This window comes from Streptomyces sp. NPDC057253 (assembly GCF_042669125.1).
Classification (GTDB): domain Bacteria; phylum Actinomycetota; class Actinomycetes; order Streptomycetales; family Streptomycetaceae; genus Streptomyces.
In genome coordinates, this window is sequence record NZ_JBHUXV010000056.1 from 11780 (window position 1) to 37005 (window position 25226).

General features: G+C 70.3%; 18 protein-coding genes. 13 read left to right on the forward strand and 5 right to left on the reverse strand.

The genetic code is table 11. The features are described 5' to 3' along the window. Positions 1-6: 6 nt before the first annotated feature. Positions 7-2673: a glycoside hydrolase family 78 protein gene (locus ACFULQ_RS27535; RefSeq protein ID WP_383548566.1), complete on the reverse strand. Its 2667-nt coding sequence runs from the start codon at positions 2671-2673 to the stop codon at positions 7-9. Between the two features lie 114 nt (positions 2674-2787). On the opposite strand from ACFULQ_RS27535, the gene ACFULQ_RS27540 reads away from it, so the two are divergent. The 10 genes from ACFULQ_RS27540 (at position 2788) to ACFULQ_RS27585 (ending at position 17667) form a co-directional block, all read left to right on the forward strand. Beyond that, positions 2788-3801 (forward strand): LacI family DNA-binding transcriptional regulator, encoded by a 1014-nt coding sequence (locus tag ACFULQ_RS27540; RefSeq protein WP_383548569.1) that lies wholly within the window; start codon positions 2788-2790, stop codon positions 3799-3801. A 248-nt stretch (positions 3802-4049) separates the two neighbouring features. Further along, on the forward strand, positions 4050-6497 hold the full coding sequence (locus ACFULQ_RS27545; RefSeq protein WP_383548572.1) for a beta-glucosidase: 2448 nt from the start codon (positions 4050-4052) through the stop codon (positions 6495-6497). Positions 6498-6579: 82 nt separating this feature from the next. Next, complete coding sequence (locus ACFULQ_RS27550) at positions 6580-8136, forward strand: ABC transporter substrate-binding protein (RefSeq protein ID WP_383548575.1); 1557 nt, start codon at positions 6580-6582, stop codon at positions 8134-8136. Positions 8137-8149: 13 nt separating this feature from the next. Then, positions 8150-9091: an ABC transporter permease gene (locus tag ACFULQ_RS27555; RefSeq protein WP_383548578.1), complete on the forward strand. Its 942-nt coding sequence runs from the start codon at positions 8150-8152 to the stop codon at positions 9089-9091. Beyond that, a complete protein-coding gene (locus ACFULQ_RS27560) occupies positions 9088-10899 on the forward strand; it encodes a dipeptide/oligopeptide/nickel ABC transporter permease/ATP-binding protein (RefSeq protein ID WP_383548581.1) in 1812 nt (603 codons plus the stop codon). The genes ACFULQ_RS27555 and ACFULQ_RS27560 overlap by 4 nt, the downstream gene beginning before the upstream one ends. Beyond that, on the forward strand, positions 10896-11747 hold the full coding sequence (locus tag ACFULQ_RS27565) for an ABC transporter ATP-binding protein (RefSeq protein WP_383548584.1): 852 nt from the start codon (positions 10896-10898) through the stop codon (positions 11745-11747). The genes ACFULQ_RS27560 and ACFULQ_RS27565 overlap by 4 nt, the downstream gene beginning before the upstream one ends. Before the next feature lie 113 nt (positions 11748-11860). Then, entirely contained in the window at positions 11861-14281 is a 2421-nt protein-coding gene (locus ACFULQ_RS27570) for a CaiB/BaiF CoA transferase family protein (RefSeq protein WP_383548586.1), read from the forward strand. Positions 14282-14415: 134 nt separating this feature from the next. Continuing rightward, positions 14416-15477: a DUF2889 domain-containing protein gene (locus ACFULQ_RS27575; RefSeq protein WP_383548589.1), complete on the forward strand. Its 1062-nt coding sequence runs from the start codon at positions 14416-14418 to the stop codon at positions 15475-15477. Between the two features lie 154 nt (positions 15478-15631). Further along, positions 15632-17005, forward strand: a complete 1374-nt coding sequence (locus ACFULQ_RS27580) for an MFS transporter (RefSeq protein ID WP_383548592.1) — start codon at positions 15632-15634, stop codon at positions 17003-17005. A gap of 50 nt (positions 17006-17055) precedes the next feature. Then, positions 17056-17667 (forward strand): TetR family transcriptional regulator, encoded by a 612-nt coding sequence (locus ACFULQ_RS27585; RefSeq protein WP_383548653.1) that lies wholly within the window; start codon positions 17056-17058, stop codon positions 17665-17667. Between the two features lie 78 nt (positions 17668-17745). Here the strand turns inward: ACFULQ_RS27585 and ACFULQ_RS27590 are convergent, their stop codons facing one another. After that, complete coding sequence (locus ACFULQ_RS27590) at positions 17746-19641, reverse strand: RICIN domain-containing protein (RefSeq protein WP_383548656.1); 1896 nt, start codon at positions 19639-19641, stop codon at positions 17746-17748. A 299-nt stretch (positions 19642-19940) separates the two neighbouring features. Between ACFULQ_RS27590 and ACFULQ_RS27595 the strand changes: the two genes are divergently transcribed. After that, positions 19941-20873, forward strand: a complete 933-nt coding sequence (locus tag ACFULQ_RS27595; protein ID WP_383548595.1) for an MBL fold metallo-hydrolase — start codon at positions 19941-19943, stop codon at positions 20871-20873. Between the two features lie 69 nt (positions 20874-20942). On the opposite strand, the gene ACFULQ_RS27600 is transcribed toward ACFULQ_RS27595, so the two are convergent. Beyond that, positions 20943-21893 (reverse strand): AraC family transcriptional regulator, encoded by a 951-nt coding sequence (locus ACFULQ_RS27600; protein WP_383548598.1) that lies wholly within the window; start codon positions 21891-21893, stop codon positions 20943-20945. 122 nt (positions 21894-22015) lie between these two features. Between ACFULQ_RS27600 and ACFULQ_RS27605 the strand changes: the two genes are divergently transcribed. Beyond that, on the forward strand, positions 22016-22768 hold the full coding sequence (locus ACFULQ_RS27605; protein WP_383548600.1) for an SDR family NAD(P)-dependent oxidoreductase: 753 nt from the start codon (positions 22016-22018) through the stop codon (positions 22766-22768). 123 nt (positions 22769-22891) lie between these two features. Here the strand turns inward: ACFULQ_RS27605 and ACFULQ_RS27610 are convergent, their stop codons facing one another. Further along, the gene (locus tag ACFULQ_RS27610) at positions 22892-23113 is read right to left on the reverse strand and encodes a hypothetical protein (protein WP_383548603.1); all 222 of its coding nucleotides are present in this window, start codon (positions 23111-23113) and stop codon (positions 22892-22894) included. 130 nt (positions 23114-23243) lie between these two features. Then, entirely contained in the window at positions 23244-24188 is a 945-nt protein-coding gene (locus ACFULQ_RS27615; protein WP_383548605.1) for a LysR family transcriptional regulator, read from the reverse strand. A gap of 107 nt (positions 24189-24295) precedes the next feature. On the opposite strand from ACFULQ_RS27615, the gene ACFULQ_RS27620 reads away from it, so the two are divergent. Beyond that, positions 24296-25192, forward strand: a complete 897-nt coding sequence (locus tag ACFULQ_RS27620; protein ID WP_383548608.1) for an NAD(P)H-binding protein — start codon at positions 24296-24298, stop codon at positions 25190-25192. Positions 25193-25226 lie beyond the last annotated feature (34 nt).

The following is a 25226-nucleotide window of genomic DNA, read 5'->3' on the forward strand; positions in this document are numbered from 1 at the left end:
GTCCTGTCACTGCGGTTCGGGGGGCGAGGGCAGACTCGGGAAGACCAGGCCCTCGGGGCAGACGGGCGGGTAGGTGTCCGGTGCGTACGGCACGCTGTACTCGTGCACGCCCGAGCCGGCCTCGAACACGTCGGTGCCGTCCGGCAGATGGACCTCCGCCGTGGTGTTGGGCGGGATCTCGATCCGCAGGTCGAAGACGCCGTCCTTGAGTGTCCAGCCCGCCGAGGCCCTGCCGTACGGCGTCTCGTGCTCCGTCCTCGCCCACGACAGCTCGCCGCCGGGACGTGGCCGTACGGTGAGGCGACGGTAGCCGGGGGACGCCGGCGCCAGTCCGGCCACCACCCGGTGGAGCCAGTCCGCGACCGCGCCCAGGGCGTAGTGGTTGAACGAGGTCATCTCGCCGGGGTTGATGGTGCCGTCCGGGAGCATGCTGTCCCAGCGTTCCCAGACGGTCGTCGCGCCCATCGTGACCGGGTAGAGGAACGACGGGCAGGTCGTCTCCAGCAGCAGCCGGTAAGCGAGTTGCACCTCGCCCACGTCGGTCAGCGCGTCGTTGACCAGCGGTGTGCCGACGAATCCGGTGCCGATGTGGTAGCCGCCCATGTGCACCAGCTCGGCGAGCCGGGTGCCCGCGCGGGTGCGTTGGGTCTCGCTCAGCAGGCCGAAGCGCAGTGCCAGAGCGTAGGCGGTCTGGGCGTCGCTACTGATGCGGCCGTTGGGCGAGACGTACTCCGCCGCGAACGCCTCCCGCACCTGCTCGGCGAGCGCCGTGTACTTCTTCGCGTCGTCCGTCCTGCCCAGCACCTCGGCCACCTGGGCGACGACCTGGGCCGAGCGTGCGAAGTGGGCGGTGGCGACCAGATGGCCGTCCGTCCTCGCGTCGCCCGGCCGGTCCGGCGGTGCGCTCGGGTCCAGCCAGTCGCCGATCTGCCAGCGGTCCGTCCACAGCAGGTCGTCCCCGGCCAGTTCGTGGACCCGGTCGACCCAGGCCGTCATCCCCTCGTAGTGCCGTTCCAGGAGATCCACGTCGCCGAACCGCTCGTACAGCGCCCAGGGCGCCAGCGTGACGACATCGCCCCACACCGCGAGCGCCGCGTTGCCCATGCCCGGGTCGGGCACGGTCAGCGGAGGTGTCCGCTCGGGGAAGGAGAGCTGCTCGGCGGAGACGTCCCGCAGCCACGAGGCCAGGGTGCCCGAGCAGTCGTAGAGGTAGGCGGCGGTCGGGGCGAAGACCTGGAGGTCGCCGGTCCAGCCGAGGCGTTCGTCGCGCTGGGGGCAGTCGGTGGGGACGTCGAGGAAGTTGCCGCGCATGCCCCATACGACGTTCTGGTGCAGCTGGTTGACGAGCGGGTGCGAGCACTCGAACCAGCCGGTGCGTGCCATGTCGCTGTGCACCACGACCGCGGTCAGGTCGCCCGGCTCCAGTGTGCCCGGCCAGTTGTCGACCTGCGCGTACCGGAAGCCGTGGAAGGTGAACGACGGCTCCCAGGTGGTCGCCGCGCTCTCCGTGCCCGCCGTGATGTAGCGGTCCTCGGCCTTCACCAGACGCAGCGGGCGTAGTCCCAGCTCACCGTCCTCCAGTACTTCCGCGTGCCGAAGGACGATCTCCGTGCCGGCCGGTCCCTTCGGGCGGAGGCGGATGCGGCCCACCAGGTTCTGGCCGAAGTCGACCAGGGTCTTCCCGCTCGGCGAGGTGAACACCTTGACCGGTTCGACCAGTTCCGTGCGGCGCATGGGCGGTCCCACGGGGGCCACCAGCCGGCTGCGGTCCAGCGGGGCCACCGGCGCGAGGGCCCAGCCGGAGTCGTCGTATCCGGGGGCGGTCCAACCCGTGGGTTCCAGGCGGGCGTCGTAGACCTCACCGTCGTAGATGCTCGCGCTGCGCACCGCGCTGGGCGCCGTCCGCCATCCCTCGCCGGTACGGACCACCTGCGAGCTGCCGTCGGCGTACGCGATCTCCAGCTGGACGAGCAGGGCGCTGCGGTCTCCCCAGATGTCGCGCTTGCCGCCGCCGAACCCGATACGGCCCCGGAACCACCCCTCGGCCACCAGCGCGGCCAGCGCGTTGGGGCCTTCGCGCAGAAGGCCGGTCACGTCGTGGGTCTCGTAGCGCAGCCGGTGGCGGTAGCTGGTCCAGCCGGGGGCCAGCACATGGTCGCCGACCACCGCGCCGTTGAGGCGCAGTTCATGGGCGCCGTGCGAGGACACATACAGACGCGCCTTCGAAACGTCCCTGCCCACCCGGAACTCGTTCCGGAAGGCCGGGACCGGGTCACCCTCGCCCAAGTGCTCCTGGGTGGTGATCAGTTCGGCCGTCCAGTCGTCCGGGGCGAGCAGTCCGGCCTCGACCGTGTGTGGTTCGCTCCACTCGGTGGCGGTCCCGTTCCGGTCCCACGCCCTGACTTGCACCTGCCTGCGTTCCCTTGAGGCCAGCGGGGTTCCGGGCCAGTCCACGAGCTGTGACTCGGAGCTCTCGATGCGGCCGCTGGTCCAGGCCTCGGTCGTGTCCCGTGGGCTGTCGCCGACCTGGACCTCACGGATCTCGTAGGCGCTCTGGTACCAGCCGGAAGCCGGGGTGGCGGTGCCGGCGAAGCGCCAGGAGAGCCGGGGGCTGGCCTCGCCGATGCCGAAGGGTTCACGATGATGCTCGAAGCGCAGGTCGACGATGCGCAAGGGATCCTCCAGAGGTCCGCTGATACGATTCAGTATTACCAGAGCGGGGCCCGGACGTACCCTGTCCGGCTGGACGAGGACACGCTGGGACTGCGACAGGACGGAGTTTCTACGGTGGCTGCGAAGAGCCGGGTGACCGCGACGGATGTGGCCCGGGAAGCGGGTGTCTCGCAGACGACGGTCAGCTATGTGCTGAACAACGTAACCCACCAGAAGATCTCCGAACAGACCCGGCAGCGCGTCCTCGCGGCCGTGGCCAGGCTCGGCTACTCCCCGTCGGCCGCCGCCCGCACCCTGCGCAGGGGCCGCAGCGACATCGTTCTCCTGATCCTTCCCGACGTGCCCATCGGGCCTGCCGTGGCCGAGATGATGGAGCGTGTCAGCGACGATCTGGAGCGGCACGGTCTGACCGTGATCAGCCGCCGTGACAAGGGGCACACCACCATCGCGGGGCTGTGGCGCGAGCTGATGCCGGCCGCCGTGGTCAACTACGCGGCGGCCGTCTCGCCGGAGGACCTGGCGGAGATGGACGCGGCCGGCATCCACACGGTCGGCACGCGTCTCGATCCCGTCGGCGAGGACCCTTTCTCGCTGTCCCAGATCCGGGTCGGTCGTCTCCAGGCCGGGCATCTCGCGGGGCGGGGTCACCAGCGTCTCGGGTACGCGGCGCCGGACGATTCCCGGGTGCAGTACCTCTACGACCTGCGGCTCGACGGTGTGCGCCAGGGCTGCGCCGAGGCCGGGCTCGAACCGCCCGTGGTCTATGAGGTACCGCTGGAGACCGGGGCGGCGACGGACGCCGTCCGCGCCTGGCACGGTGCGGGAATCACGGGGATCTGCGCCTACAACGACGAGGTGGCGTTCGCGCTGCTCGCCGGCGCACGGGCGGCGGGGCTCACGGTCCCGGGGGACCTGGCGGTGATCGGGGTGGACAACATCCCGCTGGCGCGGTTCGCCGCACCGCCGCTGACCACGGTCGACCAGCACGTCGGCACGATCGCCGCGGCTCTCACCTCCGAGGTCCTGGGCGGGATCGAGGTGTCGCCCGTGGTGGGCAGGAGCGGGTCCCGGCCGCCCAGGGCGCCGCGCGCCGAGGCCGTGGCGCTCGTGGTGCGCGACTCCGCCTGACGGGTCCTGCCGGGGGCGGCGGCGGGGTGGCACGGACTCCGGCCGTCGCCGCCGATCGCCACGTTAAACCCGCGTTTCCGAGGGCTGACTAAAACGTTTCAATCAACCTCTTGTGCTCTGTCGCGGCCGGAGCTACCTTACCGAAAAGCGTCACCCATACGTATCAGTGGCGTGAATTCGACGCTCTGTTTCTGGCTTCGGGTTGTCATCACCCGCTCCCAGCCCTCCTCACGATTCCGGGGAAACACATGTCTGTTCCTCTTCCGGAGGGGCGCCTCGGCGCTCTCTCCCTGGAGCAGAAGGTCAGGCTCCTCACCGGTGCCGACTTCTGGTCGCTCCATCCCGAACCCGCCGCGGGTCTTCGCCGTCTCGTGGTCTCGGACGGCCCGGCCGGGGTGCGCGGCGAGGTCTGGGACGAGCGCGACACGTCGGCCAATGTGCCCTCACCGAGCTCCCTGGCCGCCACCTGGGACGAGGACCGGGTCAAGGCCGTCGGCGGGCTGCTGGCCGCCGAGGCGAGGCGCAAGGGCGTGGACGTCCTGCTCGCACCCACCGTCAACCTGCACCGGAGCCCTTACGGCGGGCGCCACTTCGAGTGCTTCAGCGAGGACCCGCTCCTCACGGCCCGTATCGGCGTGGCGTATGTGCGCGGCCTCCAGGAAGCCGGAGTCGGCGCTACCGCCAAGCACTTCGTCGCCAACGACTCCGAGACCGAACGCATGACGCTGGACGCGCAGGTGGATGAACGGACACTGCGCGAGCTGTATCTCGCTCCCTTCGAGGCGCTGGTCCGCGAAGCCGGGGTGTGGGCGGTGATGGCGGCGTACAACAAGGTCAACGGCACGACGATGACCGAGAGCCCCCTGCTGCGCGACGTCCTGAAGGAGGAGTGGGGCTTCGACGGGGTCGTCATGTCCGACTGGTTCGCGACCCGCTCCACCGAACAGGCGGGGGCCGGCGGGCTCGACCTGGTCATGCCGGGTCCGCTCGGCCCCTGGGGCGACGCCCTGGTCACGGCCGTACGGGAGGGGAAGGTCGCGGAGGCCGCCGTCGACGACAAGGTGCTGCGCATCCTGCGGCTGGCCGCGCGGACCGGTGCGCTGGACGCAGCACCGGGCACGGACCGGACCCCGCCCGCATACGGTGCCGACGAGATCGCCGCGGAGCTGCGCGCGGCGGCTGCCGCCGGAACCGTGCTGGCCAGGAACGACGGCGTCCTGCCGCTGACGCCCTCCGGCGTCGGCCGGATCGCCGTGCTCGGCCCGAACGCCCGCACCGCCAGGACCCTCGGCGGCGGCAGCGCCACCGTGTTCCCGCCGTACACCGTCTCCCCGCTGGACGGCATCAGGGCGGCCGTCGAGGCCGACACGGAGGTGACACACGCGGTCGGCGTGGTCCCGCACACCCGAACGCCGATCGCCGCCGCCCCCTGGATGGAGGTGGCGGAGATCCGCTACCTCGACGCGGACGGCGAACTGCTGGGCGTCGAACGGCGCCGGGCCGGTGCCTTCAACTGGATCATGGGCGGGCACCCCGACGGCGTCACCCTCGACGGCGTCGCCGCGCTGGAGGTGAGCTTCCTGCTGCGGGCCACCGATCCCGGCACCTATCTCGTGGGCTCCTCCGGTCTCGGCCGCCACCGGCTGCTGGTCGCGGGCGAGGAGGTCTACGACGTGGACCTCGTCCTGCCGCCGGGCGCGGACATGGTGGTCGGCATGCTCACCCCGCCCCAGCACACCCACCCGGTCGAGCTGGCGGCGGGGGAGTCCGTGGCGGTCACCCTGGTCCACCAGGTCGGCACGGGCCGGAACCAGGACGGCGGCGATGTGGGCACCAACGTCCAGATCAACATCGAGCCGCCGCACGGAACCGACGAGCAGGAGATCGCGCGGGCCGTGGCGCTGGCCGCGGAGGCCGATGTCGCCGTCGTCGTGGTCGGCACCAACGAGGAAGTCGAAAGCGAGGGGTTCGACCGTACCGGCCTGGCACTGCCGGGACGACAGGACGAACTGGTCCGCCGGGTCGCGGCCGTCAATCCGCGCACCGTCGTCGTGGTCAACTCCGGCGCTCCGGTGCTGCTGCCGTGGGCGGACGAGGTCGCGGCCGTCCTGCTGGCCTGGTTCCCCGGCCAGGAGTTCGGCAACGCGCTCGCGGACGTGCTGTTCGGGCTGACCGAGCCGGGCGGGCGGCTGCCCACCACCTGGCCGCTCGCGGAGGGCGGCCATGAGGCGACGCAGCCGGTCGACGGCGTCCTGCGCTACGACGAGGGCCTGGCCGTCGGGCACCGGGGCGGAGCCGCCGCCCGCTACCCGTTCGGGCACGGACTGTCGTACGCGACCTGGGAGTTCACGTCCGCAGAGCTGTGCGGCAGGCCTCGGAGCGACGAGGTCGACATCGACGTGCATCTGACCAACACCGGCGGCCGCCCCGGCCGGGAGGTCGTCCAGGTGTATGCGAGCCGCGCCATGGGTTCGGTCACCCGCCCCGTGCGCTGGCTGGCCGGCTTCGCGGCCGTCGAGGCGGCACCGGGCGAGCACGTCACCGCTCGCGTGACCGTACGGCGCAGGGCCTTCGAGCACTGGGACACCGAGGCCGGCGGGTGGGCGCTGGAACCCGGTGAGTTCCAGCTGGAGATCGGTTCCTCGTCCACGGCGCTGCCCCTCGGTCTGTCCGTTTCCTTCCCTTCAGTCCACTGATCCGCCTCATCGCGATTTCTCGCGCCCAGGCTCCTCGGATCCCCGTGATCCGGGCGGGCCGCCACATGCAAAGGAGCATCCCATGGTGAACATGGACCGGCGTACCTTCGGCAGAAGCCTGCTCGGACTCGGCTTCGGTGCCGCGCTGATGGGCACCACCTCGGCCTGCACCAGCGCGGGCACCGGCAGCTCGGGCGGGGGCAGCACGGGGTCGAAGACCCTGACCCTCGCCGTCGACCAGGAGATCGCCTCCCTCGACCCCGCCAAGCAGCAGAGCGGTTCCTCCGTCGTCCAGGTCTGGCAGGCATGCTTCGACACCCTGCTGCGCTACGAGGCCGACGGCTCGATCTCCCCCAACGCGGCCGAGAGCTTCACCTTCAACAAGGAGAAGACCGAGCTGACGCTGAAGCTGCGCCAGGGCATGAAGTTCACCGACGGCACCGCCGTGGACGCCCAGGCGGTCAAGGCGTCGCTGGAGCACATGAAGTCCGGCGGCGGCTCCGACGCCAGTCGCCTGGCTGGCGTCACGGTCACCGTCAAGGACGCGGCCACCGTGGTCCTGACGACGCAGAAGCCGACCGGTCTGCTGCCGACGTTCCTCTGCCTGGCCCCCGGCATCCTGGCGAGCACCGCCTCGCTCAAGGCCTCCGACCGCGACACCAGGCCGGTCGGCTCGGGTCCCTACAAGCTGGACGCGGCGGCGACCACCTCCGGCTCCACGTACACCTTCGTCCGCAACCCCGACTACTGGAACAAGGCGGCGTACCCGTACGACAAGGTCGTCATCCGGCAGATGACCGACATCACCGCCCGCCTCAACGCGCTCAAGTCCGGACAGGTTAACGCCGGGCTGATCAGCTCGCAGACGAAGACGGAGGCGCAGAGCTCCGGACTGACCGTGCTCCAGAACTCGGTGAACTGGGCCGGGCTCTTCCTCAGCGACCAGCAGGGCAAGGTCATCCCCGCCCTCAAGGACGTCCGGGTCCGCCGCGCGATCAACATGGTCTTCGACCGGCCGGCGATCCTGAAGTCGCTCTTCCAGGGCAACGGCACGGCCACCAACCAGATCTTCAACAACAAGAGCGACGCCTACCTGCCCGGCCTGCTGGACTACTACGCCTACGACGTGGCGAAGGCGAAGGCGCTGATGAAGGAGGCGGGGTACGAGAAGGGCTTCTCCTTCGACCTGCCGGCCATCACCGGTCTCGACTTCGCCAACCCGATCATCGTCCAGCAGCTGGCCCTGCTGAACATCAAGGCCAACCAGGTCAAGATCGCGGGCAACCAGGTCATCACAGCGCTGTTCAGTGGCAAGTACCCGATCTTCTACTTCGCCCTCGAGTCGCGGTCCGCGCTGTGGGACATCGTGCAGGCGGTGGCGCCGGACGCGATCTGGAACCTCAACAAGGTGTCGGACCCGCGGCTGCAACCGCTGGTCGAGAAGGCCCAACTGCTCAGCGGTGCCGCCGAGAAGGCGAACGCGCGGGCCATCAACACCTTCCTCGTGGAACAGGCGTGGTTCTGCCCCTGGGTGCTCCCCGCGAACCTCTACGCCACCGACAAGTCCGTGACGGCACAGCCCTTCCTGGGCAGCGCCGCGCCCTACGTGCAGAGCTTCAAGCCTGCCGCCAGCGCCTGACCGGAGGTCTGTTGTGCTCAGGTACGTGGTACGGCAGGTGCTGGCCGGCATCCTGCTGACGTTCGCCGTCACGGCGATCACCTTCGCGCTGGTGTTCCGCGACGGACCAGGTATCGCCCGTCGCGTCCTCGGCCAGAACGCCACACCGGCCCAGGTGCACGCCAAGGTGGTGGAGCTGGGGCTCGACCGGTCCGTGATGGAGCAGTACGCGCAGTGGCTGGGCCATCTGTTCCACGGCGATCTCGGGTCCAGTTTCTTCACCGGGGAGCCGGTCTCGGAGATGCTTCAGACACGGATTCCCGTCACGCTGGCCGTGGTTCTGCTGGCCCTGCTGTTCACCGTCGTCCTGAGCGTCCTCATCGGTGTCACCGCCGCCGTGCGCGGCGGTGCGCTCGACAGGTTCCTCCAGGTGGTCGGGGTCATCGGGGCGGCCGTGCCCAACTTCGTGGTGGCGATCGTCCTCGTCCTCACCTTCGCGATCGCCCTGCCGTGGCTGCCCGCGACGGGCTATGTCTCGCCGGACGTCGATCCGGTGGGCTGGGCGCGTTCGCTGGTGCTGCCGGTCGCCGCCGTGCTCATCGGCTCGGTCGCGGGCGCGGCCCAGCAGCTGCGCGGCGCGGTCATCGACACGCTGAGCCAGGACTTCGTACGGACACTGCGCTCACGCGGGATCAGTGAGCGGGCGATCATCTTCCGCCATGTGCTGCGCAGTGCGGCCGGGCCCGGTCTGACGATCCTCTCCCTCCAGACGATCGCCCTGATGGGCGGCGTCGTGATCATCGAGCGGGTGTTCGCGATGCCGGGCATGGGTCTCCTGGCCAACAGCTCCGCGCTCCAAGGCGACGTTCCGGTCGTCATGGGGTCGGTGCTGTTCACCATCGTGGTCGTGGTCGTCGTCAACATCGCCGTCGACCTGCTGGCCGGCTGGCTCAACCCGAAGGCGCGTCTGTCATGACCGAGACCCCGACCGCACCCGCGTCCGCCGACGCACCCACGAGCGGTACGTCCGCCTTCCGGCGGCTGCTGCGCAATCCCCTGGGCCTGTTCAGCTCGGTGGTGCTGCTGCTGATCGTGCTCTTCGGGCTCGCCTCGCCGTTCTCGCCCCACGACCCGAACACGGCACGGCTGGAACTGACCAACGCCCCGCCGTTCTCCGGGGACTTCGTCCTCGGCGGCGACCAGGCGGGCCGCGACATCCTCTCCCGGCTGATGCACGCCACACTCGGCACGCTGACCGCCTCCCTGGTGGTGCTGGCGGTCTCGCTGGTCCTCGGTGTGGTCACCGGCCTGGTCGCGGGGTACTTCGGCGGCTGGTTCGACACGGTGAGTTCATGGGTGGCCGGCGCGGTCATGGCACTGCCCGGTTTCGTGCTGCTCATCGCCCTGTACACGGTGATCGGCCCGTCGATCCTCACGGCGATGGCGGTGTTCGGGGTGCTGATCGCGCCGTCGTTCTACCGGCTGGTGCGAGGGCTGGTGATCAGTGTGCGGCAGGAGCTGTACGTGGACGCCGCCAAGGTCTCCGGGCTGTCCGAGTACCGGATCATCTCCCGGCACGTCCTGCGGGCGGTCCGGGCGCCCGTCATCATCCAGAGCTCGTTCGTGCTGAGCGCCGGCATCGCGATCCAGGCCGGCCTGGAGTTCCTCGGCCTCGGTGACCCCACGTCCGCGTCCTGGGGCGGCATGCTCCAGGACGCCTTCAACAACCTCTACATCGCGCGGGCCAACGTGATCTGGCCGGCGGCACTGATCTCCCTGACGACGCTCTGCCTGGTGCTGCTGGGCAACGCGCTGCGCGATGTCCTCCAGGCGGGCGGGACACAGGTGCAGCCGCTGCGGGCGTCGGTCGTGACCCGGCTCAGGGCCGAGCACGAGGCGTCGGGAACGGCGCGGCCTGCCTCCTTCGCGGAGGCATCGGCCGACGGCGAGCGGGCGACGGCGCTGCTGACCGTACGGGACCTGGTCGTCGCCTACCCCGTCTCGGGCACCGAGGTGAGGAGCGTCGTCCACGGGGCCAGTCTCGACGTGCGGCGCGGCGAGATCCACGGCCTGGTCGGGGAGTCCGGTTCCGGCAAGTCGCAGACGGCCTTCTCGGTGCTGGGCATCCTGCCGCGCGCGGCGGTCGTCCTGGGCGGTGAGATCACCTTCGACGGTGCCGACCTGCGTGACCCGGCGCGGCTGCGCGAGGTGCGCGGCAAGCGCATCGGCTACGTCCCGCAGGAGCCGATGTCGAACCTCGACCCGATGTTCAGCATCGGCGCACAGCTCACCTACGGGCTGCGCGCGGGGCGGCCCCTGAGCAGGGCGCGGGCCAAGGAAGAACTGCTGGAGCTGCTGGCCCGGGTGGGCATCAGGGACCCGCGGCGCATCTACGACTCGTATCCGCACCAGATCTCCGGCGGGATGGCGCAGCGTGTGCTGATCGCCGGTGCGGTCGCCGCCGGGCCCGACCTCATCATCGCGGACGAGCCGACGACAGCGCTCGACGTCACCGTGCAGGCCGGGGTGCTGGAGCTGATCCGCGAACTCCAGCAGGAACGGAACCTGTCCATGCTCCTCGTGACGCACAACTTCGGCGTGGTGGCCGACATCTGCGACCGGGTGAGCGTGATGAAGGAAGGGCTCGTCGTGGAGACCAATGACACCGAGGCACTGTTCCGGGATCCGCGCGACCCGTACACCCGGATGCTGCTCGCGTCGACCCTGGACGGCTCGGTCGTACGGGAGCCGCTGCGCCTGAACGAGGGGAAGGCCGCCATATGAGCACCGAGAACGTGAGTCCTCTGCTGAGCGTGAAGGACCTGCGGGTCGCCTTCCGGGGCCGAGGGCGACGCGGGGCGGGAGTGGACGTCCTCAAGGGCGTGTCCCTCGACATCCGGCCCGGTGAGACCCTGGGCCTGGTGGGTGAGTCGGGCTCGGGGAAGACGACGGTGGGCCGGGCGATTCTCGGCCTGGCACCGGTGACCGGCGGGTCCATCACCTTCGACGGGGTCGATCTGACGAAGCTGGCACCCGGGGAGCGGCGCCGGGCGGCGGCACAGATCCAGGTCGTCTTCCAGGACCCGTACTCCTCCCTGAACCCCTCGATGACGATCGAGTCGATCCTGTCCGAGCCGCTCCTCGGGCAGGGCAGGCAGGTGGGCAGGGAACGGGTGCGGGAACTGCTGGACCGGGTGGGCCTGCCCGCGGACTCGGGCGGCCGGCTGGCCCGCGAGTTCTCGGGCGGCCAGCGCCAACGCATCGCGATCGCACGGGCCCTGGCGCTGCGGCCGAAGCTGATCATCTGCGACGAGCCGACCAGCGCGCTCGACCTGTCGACGCAGATCAAGGTGCTCGATCTGTTCCTGGAGATCCAGGAAGCCACCGAGTGCGCGTACCTGTTCGTCACGCACGACCTGGCAGTCGTACGGCGGATGAGCCATCGCATCGCGGTGCTGCTGAACGGCGAGATCGTCGAGGAGGGCGACGCCCAGCAGGTCTCCGACCGGCCGGACCACCCCTACACCCGGCAGCTCCAGATGGCGGCGCCGGTCGCCGACCCGGTGCTCCAGCGGCAACGGCGCCTGGCCCGGCGCGAGTTCCTGGAGAAGCAGGACCTTCCCGTCGCCTGAGTTCAGCGGGCGGGCGCGGTTGGACCGTACACGTGTCTTGACGCGCTCTTCGGGCTGCGGTCAGACTCCCCGTAGGTGAAAACGCTGTTTTCGCACCGATCGGAGAGCTGCCGATGGAGTCGCAGGGACATGCGGGAACCGGGCCGCTGGAAGGGCTGCTCGTGGTCGACCTCTCCACGACGCAACCAGGCGCTTTCGCCACGCAGTTCCTCGCGGACGCAGGCGCGGACGTGATCGGTGTCGAACCGCCCGGCGGGAGCCCGCTGCGCTCCCTGACGGCGTGGCCCGCGCTCGCTCGCGGCAGGCGCAGCGTGGTGCTCGACGTGCACGACGAGGCGGATCGCGCCGCCCTCTTCGGACTCGTCGAGCACGCGGACGTGGTCGTGACGACGATGCGGCCCCGGACGGCCGAGCGGCTGGGCCTGGACGGGGAGACCTTGCGGCGCCGCAATCCGCGGCTGGTCAGCGCGTCCGTGACCGGCTGGGGGCCGGGCGGCCCGTGGGCCCGTCTCAAGGGCTACGAGGGGCTGGTCATGGCCAAGTTGGGCATGTTCCACGTGAAGCGGGACATCGTCGCGCGACCCGGCCCCGCCTTCCTGTCCGTGCCGTTCGCGTCCTGGGGGGCCGCTCACACCGCGGTCCACGGGATCCTGGCCGCGCTGCTGGAGCGGGAGAGGAGCGGGCACGGTCAGCACGTGGACGCCGACCTGGTCCGCGGCGTCGGCACGCTGGACACCTGGACGTGGTTCACCGAACTCGTCGGGCTGCGCTGGCCGGAGGCGTACCAGACGGTGGACGCCTACACCCCGGAGGGGGAGCCGCGTTCCCCCATGGTCTACGCACTGCTCGTGGCGCCGACGAAGGACGGCCACTGGCTCCAGTTCGCCCAGCACGGCCCCCGGCTGTTCGCCGCCTTCCTCGCGGAGCTGGGACTGACGCGGATCCTCGACGAGCCCAGGTGGCAGGGTTTCCCGGACCTGCCCACGCAGGAGCTGCGGACGGAGTTCTGGGAGATCATGCTGGGGAAAGTCGGTGAGCGCACCCTCGCGGAATGGCAGCACGTCTTCGACACGAACTGTGACGTCAACGCCGAACTCTTCCGGGCCGGCCCGGAAGTGCTGGAACACCGCCAGCTCACCCACGACGCGCGCGTGACCACGGCGGGCGGCGTGCGACAACCGACGACGCTGGTGCACGCGGGCGGCAGGCCACTGACAGCGGCGGGGCGCGCTCCCTCCCTGGACGAGCACGCCGACGTGGTCCGAACCCTGGGGGCGCCGGCCCGCCCGGCCGTGTCGGGTCATGGGGGCGTCGGCGGTCTGCCCCTGGAGGGAGTGACCGTCCTGGACCTCGGTGTCATGTTCGCGGGCCCGTTCGGGGCCTCGCTCCTTGCCGATCTCGGGGCGAGGGTCGTCAAGGTCGAGCCCCTTGAAGGCGACCTGATCCGCCGGGTGTTCCCCTTCCCCGAGGCGGGCGGGGCCAAGGTGATGCAGGGCAAGGAGAGCATCTGTCTCGATCTGCGGTCGGAGGACGGGCGCGCGATCGTCCTCGAACTCGCCCGCCGCAGCGACGTCGTCCTCCAAGCGTTCCGAGCCGGAGCGGCCGAGCGGGTCGGTGTGGACGCCGCGTCGCTGAAGGCGGTCAATCCAGACCTCGTCTACGTCGACGCCTGCGGTTATGGCGACAGCGGTCCCTATGGGGCGCGCCCCGCGTACGCCCCGTCCATCGGTGCGGCGGGCGGGGTGGCGCTCACCGACGCGCCGCACGCGGGCGTCGAGTCCGACGGTCTGGCGGAACTCAAGTGGAGCGCCATGCAGTTGTACGGCGCCGCCGCGAAGCCCAGCCTCCAGTCCGACGGCCTGGCCGCGCTCGCGGTGGCCTCGGCCGCGCTGCTCGGCCTGCTCGCCCGAGCCCGGGACCGCCCATTGGCCCCTCTCACCACGTCCATGCTCGCCACCGTCACGCACACCCTGCTCGACCGTGTCGTGGACTACGCGGGCCGCCCGGCCTCACCGACGGTCGATGCCGACGGCTGCGGCTTCCATGCTTTGTACCGGATGTACCGGGCCGCCGACGGGTGGGTATTCCTCGCGGCACCGGCGGAGAAGGAGTGGGCGCCGCTGGCCGCCGCACTCGACCTCGCCGACGACGAGCGCTTCCGCACTCCAGCGACGCGTGCCGTGCACGACGTGGACCTCGCGCGGGCACTCGCCGACCTGTTCGCCCGGCGTCCCGCGGCCGAGTGGGAAGAACTGCTCACCGCCTGCGACGTGGGATGTGTCCAGGTGACCGAACGGCCCCCCGAAGTTGTGCTCCAGTCGAACCCGGAGTTGGCCGCCGAGTACGCGGCCACGGCCTGCAGCCCGGTCTTCGGTGAGCACCTGCGCCCCGGGCCCGCCGTCCGCTTCTCCCGGTCCGCCACACAGGCCGGAGGCGGCTGCCTCGCGGGAGAGCACACGGACGCCATCCTGCGCGAACTCGGGTACGGGGACGGAGAGATCGCCTCGCTGCGGGAACGGGGAGTCGTCGGCTGACCGGTGTGGGGCCCGGTCGTGGGTTGACAGGCACGAGGTTCCGGCAGATTATGAAAACGGCATTTTCGATGCAGTGTGCAAATGCGTGAACCCTCACGTCGCCGTCGTCGTGCCTCGCTCAGGGGAGTGGAACCATGGCCATGCCCGGCCTCCCGCGTGAACTGCATCCCCGGCACGGCATCCATGAGCCGACGGCGGGCAGTCCTGCGCGGACGCCGGGATCCGTCCGGCGCACCACCACGATCGACATGCTCAGGCCGGCCGGTCTGGACGGCCCGCTCGTCCTGGTCGGCGCGGGGCGCGATCTGTGCACCGACGCGCACGGGACGGCGCGGGTGACCTCGGAGGCCGCCTGCCGTGCCGTGGTCGACTACACCGGTGACTGGGCGCTCCGGGAACTCACGACCGAACCCGCTCGCCCTGGTCTCGCCGCCCTGGTCGGTGGCGGGACCTCCTCGGGGTTCAGGGCCCGTATGAACGCGTCCGACCCGGCTCTGGCCGCCGAATGCGACCTGCTCCATCTCCTCCTCGACGACCTCCCCGTGACCACCCTCGTCTCCGGCCAAGCCGTGAACGCCGGCCGCGGGGGAGCAGTTCCGTCGCGAGGCCGTCCGGCCTTCCGGGAGAACCAGTGCGCCGGCTTCGCGACGGGAGGAACCATCATGGTCGAGTTGCGACGCAGTGGGAAAACCCCCGTCGTCACAGGCCCGGACGCGCCCCGGCTGACGGTCGCGAATGATCCGCTCGCCTGGCACGTCACGTCGCCCCTGCCTCCCGGAGCCATGCGCCGCGCCCGCCGCACCGATGTGCGCTCCGGACGCCGTGCGACGGTCGACGCCGTCTTCCGGGATTCCTACGTACTGCCTGGCGGCACCGAGACCGTCATTCACGAGTACACGCTGAGCGCCCTCATCGACACGCAGCTCGGCGTCGTCGTCACCTGTGAGGCGACGCCCCGTGTCCTGCCCTGGACCGAGTGTCCGGTCGCGGCGGCCGGCGCCACCCGCCTGGCAGGGCAGCCGGTCGCCGGGTTGCGTCGTCACGTACGGGAGACGTTCGGGGGCACGAGCACCTGCACCCACCTCAATGACATGTTGCGCGGGCTGGCCGATGTGCCGGCCCTGCTGGACGTGCTCGGGGGCGACGTCCGAGGGGAGGGCAGTGGATCGGCGGCGGCCCCGCAGAACCATGGGTGAAGGGCGATCCACCGAGCCCGCCCGGAGGGGATTGCTCGGGCCCGAGCCGTTGCCACGCGAAACCGGGGCAGGGTCCGCGACGACCACGAGCGATGGGGGAACTGCGTCGACCGCGGACGCCCCGCCCGGGCGAACCGAGCGGCTGCGCGCGCGTATGTCGGTTCCGGTACTGGCCTTCGGCGGAATTCTGATGGCGGTGATGCAGACGACGGTGGTCCCGCTGCTGCCGCATCTGCCCCGGCTCACCCACTCCTCGGTCGGCGCCGTGTCATGGATGGTCACCGCGACTCTCCTGGCGGGGTCGGTCCTGAACCCCGTCCTGGGCCGGGCCGGTGACATGTACGGCAAGAAGCGCGTCCTGCTGCTCGCCCTGTCGCTGATGACGGCCGGATCGGTGCTGTGCGCCCTGACGTCGGACATCCGCCTGCTCATCGCGGCGCGGGCGCTTCAGGGCGCCGCCGCGGCGGTGGTGCCCCTCTCGATCAGCCTGCTGCGGGACGAACTGCCCCCCGAGCGCACGACGTCCGCCGTCGCACTGATGAGCTCCACGGTGGGGATCGGCGCGGCCCTGGGCCTGCCGCTCGCGGCCGTCATCGTCGAGTACGCCGACTGGCACACGATGTTCTGGGTGTCGAGTGCCCTGAGCGCGGTCGGACTGACCCTGGCCGCATGGACCGTACGGGAGTCGCCCCTACGGCAGCCGGGGCGGTTCGACGTGAGTGGTGCCCTCGGACTGGCGGTGTGGCTGGTGTGTCTGCTGCTCGCCGTCTCGCAGGGCGGCGCGTGGGGCTGGGGAAGCCCGTCCGTCGTCGCGGTGTTCTCGGGAGCCGTGCTGGTGTTCGCGCTCTGGTCGTGGCGGCAGTTGCGGGCCCCGCAGCCGTTGGTCGACCTCCGCCTCGCCATGCGTCCGCGCGTGGCGCTCCCGCACTTCGCCGCCCTTCTCGTCGGGTTCGCCTTCTACGCCAACACCCTGGTCACGGCCCAGCTCGTGCAGGCACCCACCGCCACCGGATACGGCCTCGGCCTGCCGATCGTCGCCGCCGGACTGTGCCTGCTGCCCGGCGGCGTCCTCATGCTGGTGCTGTCTCCGGTCTCCGCCCGCATCTCCACGGTGCGCGGACCGCGCGTCACGCTGGCGCTCGGTGCCACCTCCATCGCGTCCGGATACGTCATCCGGATCCTGGACAGCCACGAGTTGTGGGTGATCATCATCGGCGGCGCTGTCGTCTCGACGGGCACCGCGCTGTCCTACTCCGCTCTGCCCACGCTCATACTGCACGCCGTGCCCGCCGAGCAGACCGGCTCGGCCACCGGGGTCAACGTACTGCTGCGGACCATCGGGCAGTCGGTGTGCAGCGCAGCGGTGGCGGCCGTACTCATCCACCACACCGCCGACATCGCAGGACAACCGATCCCCACCCTGCACGGGTACCTCCTGGCCTTCATGATGGCGGGCTCGGTCGCCCTGGTCGCCTGTGCGGTCGCCCTCGCGATACCCCGTGACGGCGACCCGGTGCGGGCTTCATGAGGACAAGACGGCTGGGGGACGGCAAGAGTGATGCGGCCTCCGACGAAGACATGACCGCGGGCAGGTCCGATCCCGCGAACCTCTCAGGCGGAACGGGACGACGCACGGCCGCGGCCACCAAGGACGCCATCGTGCACGCCGCCCGCTACTTCCTGTCCCGTCTCCCGCACGAGGCCATCACCCTCCAGGCCGTGGCCGAGCGAGCCGGGGTCAGCCCGCCGCTGATCATGAAGTACTTCGGTAACAAGGACCGGCTTCTCGCCCAGGTGATGTCCTTCGAGACCGATGCCGCGGTGCTGCTGGACGCGGCCCTGGAAGATCTCGGCCGCCACATGGCACACCATGTCCTGGCCAGCCACACGGAACACGGGGTGGACCCACTCCTGCGGGTGGTGTTCGCCCCGCTTCAGGGCGGTCGGGGCGACGTCCTCCGGGAGAACTTCCGTGTCCAGGTACGCGATCGCCTCGCCGCGCGCCTCGACGGTCCCGACGCCGGCCTGCGCGCCGAACTCGCCGTCGGCATGCTGCTGGGCCTCGGCGTGATGTACGGCATAGCGCGGGGCGAGGCCCTGCGGGCTGCCGCCGTGACCGACATCGTGGAGCGGTACGCACCTGCGCTCCAGCAGCAGCTGACGCCGGGTGCGCAGTGCGGCCGTGACTGACCTGGCTGTGGTCCGAAGCCCCGGTGCCATGACCCCGGCACCGGGCTGTGGTGGGTCGGTCGCCGACGACGTGCCTGTTCAGGACGCCACGATCTGCCACTGTTCCTGCGGAACGCCGTTGTAGGCCCACTGGTTGACGGTGGCGCCGTCGGCGGTGGAGGCGCCGGCGACGTTGAGGGCGAGTCCGCTGAAGCGGTTGATGAGGATGTGGTGCCCGTCGCCGATGGGGGTGATGGCCCAGTGCTGCTGGGGGACGTCCGAGTCGGTCCAGATGTCGGTGCCCCCACCGTCACTGCGGGAGAGGCCGGCGACTTCCAGCAGTCCACGACTGGCAATGTTGCGGATCTTGAAGTAGCCGTCGCCGGTGGGAATGAGGGTCCACTTCTGGGTCGCCTTCTGGCTCCACGTGGTCTGGGACAGGGGCGTGCCGTTGACGGTGTCGGTGGCGGACAGCACCTTTTGGCTGTGGCGGGCGACGATGCGATAGGCGGTTGAGCCCTTGGGGAAGGTGGTGCGTCGAAGTGCGGGCTTGGCCGTGCGGCCACCGATGCGAAGGTTTCCGATGTTGGCGTAGTCGCCGGTGGCGCGATCGACCCGGATGCGGATGAAGCCGGCGTCGCGCGCCGCCCATTCGGCCAGTTTGAGGGTGCGGTCACCGTCCCATGTGCCGGTGGCGGCCTGGGTGAAGGTGACGCCGTCGGTGCTGGTGTGGATGGTGTACGAGGTGATGTCGCCGTCGGTGGTGTTGGTGCGGTTCCACTGTTTGGGGAGGTACTCCAGGGTGGATATGTTGCTCCAGACCCCGCCGAGGTCGATGGTGATCGTCTGGGGGAGCGGCAGACTCCAGGTCGACCAACAGGTTTCGAAGCCCCTGTCACTGAGCCCGTCGATGGCGTTCAGCGGCCCTTCCCCGGTGTGGTGGTCGGTGGCGTACGCGTTCACCGGTGTGACGGGGTGTTCGGCGCGGCGGGGCTGAGCGGGCAGTGGCGGTCTTGAGGTGTCGGGACTCCAGGCGGCGCCGACCTCGGTCAGCCGGTCGACGATGTTGGTGTCCAGCCGGCCGTTGCGGTTGGGCGGGCAGTTGAGGATGAAGGACGTGTACTTCGGCTCCAGGTCGGCGAGATGCGACAGGATCGCCGCCTTGCTCATGGGATCCTTGGTCGGCGTGCCCGGATGCCAGAACCAGCCGTCGCTGATCGTCTGCCCCTGGAGCGAGGCGTAGGTGTTGCCCGCGGGCGAGGTGACTCCCAGCGGTTCCTCGAAGTAGATCGCGTCACCGAGGAAGGGCACCGACAGTGCTCCGTGGTCGATCATCACGATGTCCGGCTGGAGCGACAGCACGTGCTCGCGGACCCGCTGGTAGGACAGGGCTTGTTGGCCCATCTGCCACGCGTAGCCGTCGGTGACGAACATGTCGATCTTGCCGTAGTTGGTGAGCAGTTCGGTGATCTGGCCCAGGACGTAGGGGAGATCGGAGGGCTGAACGGCCTCCTTGCTGCCGACGCCGTGCCGGGTGTCGTACGCCTCCACGGTGTGGGTGCGGTCCCAGATTGAGAAGTACAGGCCGACTCTGAGGCCTTCGGCGCGGAAGGCGCGGACGTACTGGGCGACGATGTCGTGCCGGTACATGCTGTGGGCGACGCTCTGGTCCGTGTAGGCGCTGGGCCACAGACAGAAACCGTCGTGGTGCTTGGTGGTCAGGACGCCGTAGCTCATCTTCGCCGCGGCGGCGGCCGCGGCCCACTGGGCGCAGTCGACGGTCGGCGGGGCGAACAGGGCGGGATCCTGGTGGGGTGCCGCCCACTCCTCGTCGGTGAAGGTGCCGAGATTGAAGTGGTTGAACATGCCGAAGCGCAGATCGGCGAGCCTGCTCAGCTTGTCCTGGGGGGTGGCCGCGGAGGCCTGAGCGAGGTTTCCCAGACCTGGTGCGACGGGCAGTGCCGCCATGGCCGCGGTGGCGCCCGCGACTCCCATGAGCCGTCGGCGGGACAGACTTTGAGACACGTTCACTCCCGGTACTTCGGATGGGGGAGGGGCTGACGTGACCTATGAATCTCATCCGTGTGACGGAGAGGTCAACCCTCGTGCATGGATGACATGCTGTGAGTGGACGGGGAGTTGGGGATCTAAGTCGCATTTGTTCCTCTTTTTGCCCGGCAGACATCACATGAATGTGGGTCGGTGGGTGTCCAGGGGCCCCGACTTGCTAAAAGATGAACTATGGTTCATGATGGATCTTGTGCCCAGTTCGCCGTCCGGACCAGGAGTCGGAGATGACCACCGCCGATATCGCGAGCATCGGAAGCCTGAACAGCCAGGCCGCCGTGCGCCGCTTGCAGCTCGATGACGTCACGTTCACCTACATCGTCGACGGTGCGATGGCGATGCCGCCGCACCAGTTCCTGAGTTCGGTGCCCGCTGAGTACTGGGCGGACCATCCGGAGACGCTCGACGCAGATGGGCGGCTCCTCATGTCCGCCGGAGGCCTGCTGGTCGAGCGTGACGGTCTCCGCCTGCTGATCGACGCGGGCCTCGGCGCTGTCACCATGGCGACGGACCTCGGCCAGGGCGACAGCGGTGCGTTCCTGGAGACGTTGGCAGCGGTAGGCGTCGGCGTGGCGGACATCGATCTGCTCGCGTTCACCCACCTGCACGGTGACCACACGGGCTGGGCCTTTGCCGCTGCGACCGAAGGCCCGCCACGCCCCACCTTCCCGCGTGCCCGGTACGTGATCGCCGACACCGAACTCGCGGGCCCGACGGGCGATGACGCGGGCGACAGTGCCTCCCAAGAGCAGTTGCCCATCGTCGAGACGCTCCGCAGGAGCGCGAACCTGACCGTGATCCAGGACGGCCAGGAGGTCGCCGCGGGGGTCGTGGCACTGGTGACGCCGGGGCACAGCCCGGGCCACACCTCATACGTCGTCACCACGGCGTCGGGGAAGCGCCTGATTGCCTTCGGCGACACCTTCCACACGCCGGCTCAAATGGCCTCCACCGACTGGGGTTCGGCCCCGGACTCCGACCCGCACGCGGTTCCTGGGGCGCGCGAGAGGCTTCTCGCCGAGCTGAGTGAACCGGGCACCATCGGCTTCGGGATTCACTTCGGTGATCAGCCGTTCGGGGAAGTGCGGCGCGACACGGGGGCGGCCGAGTGGCATCCGGTCGAGACCACCGTGCTGTTCCCGCCACCGCGCACCTGCTGACCTCCGAGGAACTGCCCGAGCCGCGGTCAGTGGAGCTGCCGCGGCGTAGCTGAGCGCAGTTCGCCTCCGTCAGTTTCCGTTCGTGGCCGAGCGCGGTGGTTGCCGTGCCTGGTTGCGGAATTGTGCGGGTGATGAGCCGACCACGCGGCGGAACGCGGTGCTGAACGCGCTCTCGGACAGGTAGCCCGTGGCCCGTGCGAGCTCGGAGATGGTCAGAGTGTCGCGGGCGAGGGCGTCGCGGGCGAGGCTCATGCGCCATTGGATCACGTACTCCAACGGTGGGACCCCGACGTGGCGCTTGAAGGCCTGGGCGAACGCGGAACGCGACATGTGACTGATCTCCGCGAGCTCCTTGAGGCTCCAGGCGTGGGCCACGTCCTGGTGCACGGCGCGCAGGGCGGCACCGATGCCGTCCTCGTTCAGGGCGCTCAGCCAGCCGGTGGGCCGGTCTGTCCGACCGGCGTGAGCACGCAGCATGTGCACGAGCAGGATCTGTGCGAGGTGGTTCTGCACCAGCGGGCCGCCGGCGGCGGCGACCCCGACCTCGGTGGCCAGGAGATCGATCAGCTGCGCGAGTTGCCTGCCATGAGGATCGGTCACGCGGACGATCACGAGCGGCGGCAGAAGGTCGGTCAGCAGGGCCGCGTTCCTGTCGTCGAACGCGATGTGCCCGACGCAGAGGTAGAGGTCCTCCTCGGACTCCGGGCCGATCTGCACGAGCCCGTCTTCGGCGCCCGCCAGCACCGGCTCCGCAGGGCGTGGGCTTGCGTCGGGTGTGCCGGCCAGCACGTAGGGGGGCGGGTTGCCCAGCATGAAGGTGTCACCCTCCTGCAGGAGCACCGGCTCGTGCCCTTCGAGGATCAACCAGCACGTGCCGCGCACGAGGCCTCCTACCCGCACGTGCAAGAACGTGTCGAAGCGCAACGCCCACTCTCCCGTGGCCCGGAGGCTGGGCCCGATCACGGTGCGGGGCCGGAGCAGGCCGATCGCGTCAGCCACAGGATCCCGAAATCCGAGCACCGAGGACCCCTCCTGGACGATACGTAAAGAAAGCCGGACTCTGCATTATGGATAGTATCCCGGATCTCTCGCACTCTCGATGTCGAACGGATCGGCATCGAGACAGTGATGGAGACACCCACATGGGACAGCTGGAAGGCAAGACGTCGGTGGTCACCGGGGGCAGCACCGGTATCGGCCTGGCCACCGCCGTACGGCTGGCGGACGAGGGCGCGTACGTGTTCATCACCGGCCGACGCCAGCACGAACTGGAAGCCGCCGTCAAGACCATCGGAGCAGACCGGGCCACCGCGGTCGTCGGCGACATCTCGAAGCCCAAGGACCTGGACCGGCTCTACGAGGCGGTCCGAGCGCGAGGCAAGGGTTTGGACGTGCTCGTGGCGAACGCGGCGGTCGGTGCGTTCGTGACGCTGGAACAGACCACCGAGGAGCACTTCGACCAGATCTTCGCGGTCAACGTCCGAGGCACGCTGTTCACCGTGCAGAAGGCCTTGCCGCTGCTCAACGACGGAGCCTCGGTCGTCCTGGTCGGTTCAGCGGCCGGCGACCGCGGAGTGGAGGCGTTCGGCGCATACGCGGCCTCGAAGGCGGCCGTCCGGTCCTTCGCGCGGACATGGTCCAACGAGCTCAAGGACCGTGGCATCCGGGTCAACGCGGTCTCCCCGGCATGGATCGAGACTCCCGGGGGCACCGCCGCTTTCGGCGACGAGGAGACGGCCCGGGCCGTCAAGGAGAATGTCGCCGCGACCGTGGCCAAGGGCCGCATGGGTCAGCCTGAGGAGGCCGCCGCCGTCGTGGCCTTCCTGGCCTCGGAACAGAGCAGCTACGTCGTCGGCGCGAACATCTCCGTCGACGGTGGCGCGAACCAGATCTGAGCAGACACCACACGGGGGGCGGCATCTCAGGCGTTCCAGGTTCGATGCCGCTCCTACCAGGAGCGTGCGGTGAACCGCCCATCGCCTCGCTCGCGCAGCCAGCCGCGGTCGGCGAGTTGGTGGTCAGCGGGCAGCGAGCGCGGCCTCGTCGGGATTCTCGCTGCGGTGCGGGATCAGCAGGACTGCCCGCCCAGCCACCCGGGCGGGATTCGGGGCCACGGTCGCGGCGGCCTCCGCCGCGGCCCGGTCCTGCTCGGCCGGCCGGTTCAGGACCCGCTCTGCGATCAGCAGCTCCTCCCGCTCGGCGTGAACCTCCTCCAGCTGCTTGGCCAACTCCTCGGCCAACGCGACCAGTTTCACTCCGGCAAGCCGTGATCCGCTCCAGCTCCTGCATGCCCACGCGACAACGACTCCGGCCGGCATGCGGCCGGCCCCGGCACTGTCCGACGCACACCCCCCCGCGCCTGAGATCTCGTCAAGTGGCCGTGGACGCCCGGAGCGTGCGTCGGACAGCGGTGCGGAGCCACTGGTGGGCGCCGTCGGCTGCGTGTCGGGGGTGCCAGGCCATGCCGATGGTCAGGGGCGGTAGCGGCAGGGGAATGTCGAGCAGGCACAGGCCGAGGGCTGTGGCGGTGTGGGTGAGAGGTGACTCGGGGTTGTCGGGAAGTGCGGCGGGGACGAGGCAGACGACATCGCTGCGGGCCGCGAGAGCCATCGCCGCCAGGTGGCTGGGGAGGACGGCGGTGACGCGACGATGGAGGTTCCGCTCGGCCAGGGCGGTGTCCAGAGGGCCGGTGAACCGGCCTCGGCGGCTGACCGCCACGTGCTCGGCGGCAGCCAGCCGCGCCGGGTCCAGGGCCTTCCCGGCGAGGGGGTGTCCTGGGCGGACGGCCGCCACCATCCGGAGCGTGAGCAGTTCTTCGACCTGGGTCTCCGGGTCCACGTGGTCGATGGATCCGACCTCCAGATCGATCTGACCGTCGCGGAGGGCCGGACCGGCCTCCAGTTCCTCGGCCCGGAGCCGGAACGAGACGCCCGGCGCCTCCTGCTGAGCCAGGGACAGCAGTCCGGGCGCCAACGCCGCACCGACCAAGTCCGCGGCCTGGAGGGTGAAGGTGCTGCGCAGCGTGGCGGGGTCGGCGCCTTCGCCGGGGCTGAGCAGCGCTCCGAGGCGGCGCACCACTGCGGCGGCTTCGTCCCGCAGGGCCAGGGCGCGGGGAGTGGGGACCATGGTCTGTCCGGCCCGCACCAGGAGCGGGTCCTGGAGGGTACGGCGCAGGCGGCCGAGGGTGCGGCTCATCGCGGCGGGTGAGGTGCGCAGGCGGGCGGCGGCGCGGGTGACGCTCTGCTCGGTCAGCAGTGCGTCCAGCGCGACGGCGAGGTTGGCGTCAAGGGACGAGTGCGGGCTGCTCACCAGCATAATTCCGTTTCTGGCAATGAATCCTTGCTGAAGTTCCCATTGTGGCACGGGCGTTGAGTTCTCCACGATGAAGACCTACGGACCCGACACGGACCCATGAGGTTTTCATGATCGTCATCACTGCCCCCACCGGGAACATCGGCCGCCACCTGCTCACCCGGCTCCTGGAGTCCGCCCCCGCCGCCGGTGAGGACCTGCGCGTGATCGTGCGTGACCCGGCACGGCTGCCGGACGCGGCACGCGGACGAGTCGAGGTGATCAGTGGCTCGCACGGCGACGCCGAGGTGGTCGACCGGGCCTTCGAGGGCGCGGACGCCGTCTTCTGGCTCGTCCCCCCGGACGCCTCCCGGGCTCCGGAGGACGCCTGGACCGGTTTCACCCGCCCCGCCGCGAAGGCGATCGCCGCCCACGGGGTCGGCCACGTCGTCGGCGTCTCCGCGCTGGGCCGCGGCACCTCGCTCGCCGGCCGGGCCGGACTCGTCACCGCCTCTTTGGCGATGGACGACCTTCTGGCCGGCACCGGTGTCGCCTACCGTGCCCTGGCCTGCCCGTCCTTCTTCGAGAACCTCCTGGAGGAGGCCGCCTCGATCCGCGACAAGGGCGTCTTCACCGATGCCGTCGACGCCGACCGCAAAGCGCCCCTGGTTGCCGTCGCCGACATCGCGGCCGTCGCCGCCGGCCTGCTGCTGGACCGTTCGTGGACCGGCACCGGCGGCGTTCCGGTCCTCGGACCGCAGGACCTGTCACCCAACGACCTCGCCCACATCATGACCGAGCAGCTCGGCCGCCCCGTCCGCTACGAACGCCAGTCGCTCGACGAACTGCGCACCACCCTCGTCTGCTACGGCCTCAACGAGGCGTTCGTCCAGGGCATCGCCGACATGAAGCGGGCCAAGGACGAGGGCCTCGACGCCGGCGTCACCCGCACCCCGGACACGACGGGCCCCACCACCTTCGAACGCTGGTGCGCCCAGACCCTCAAGCCCGCCGTCCACTCCCGGTAGCCACCAACCGCTCACCGTCCCGTGCGGCGCCCAA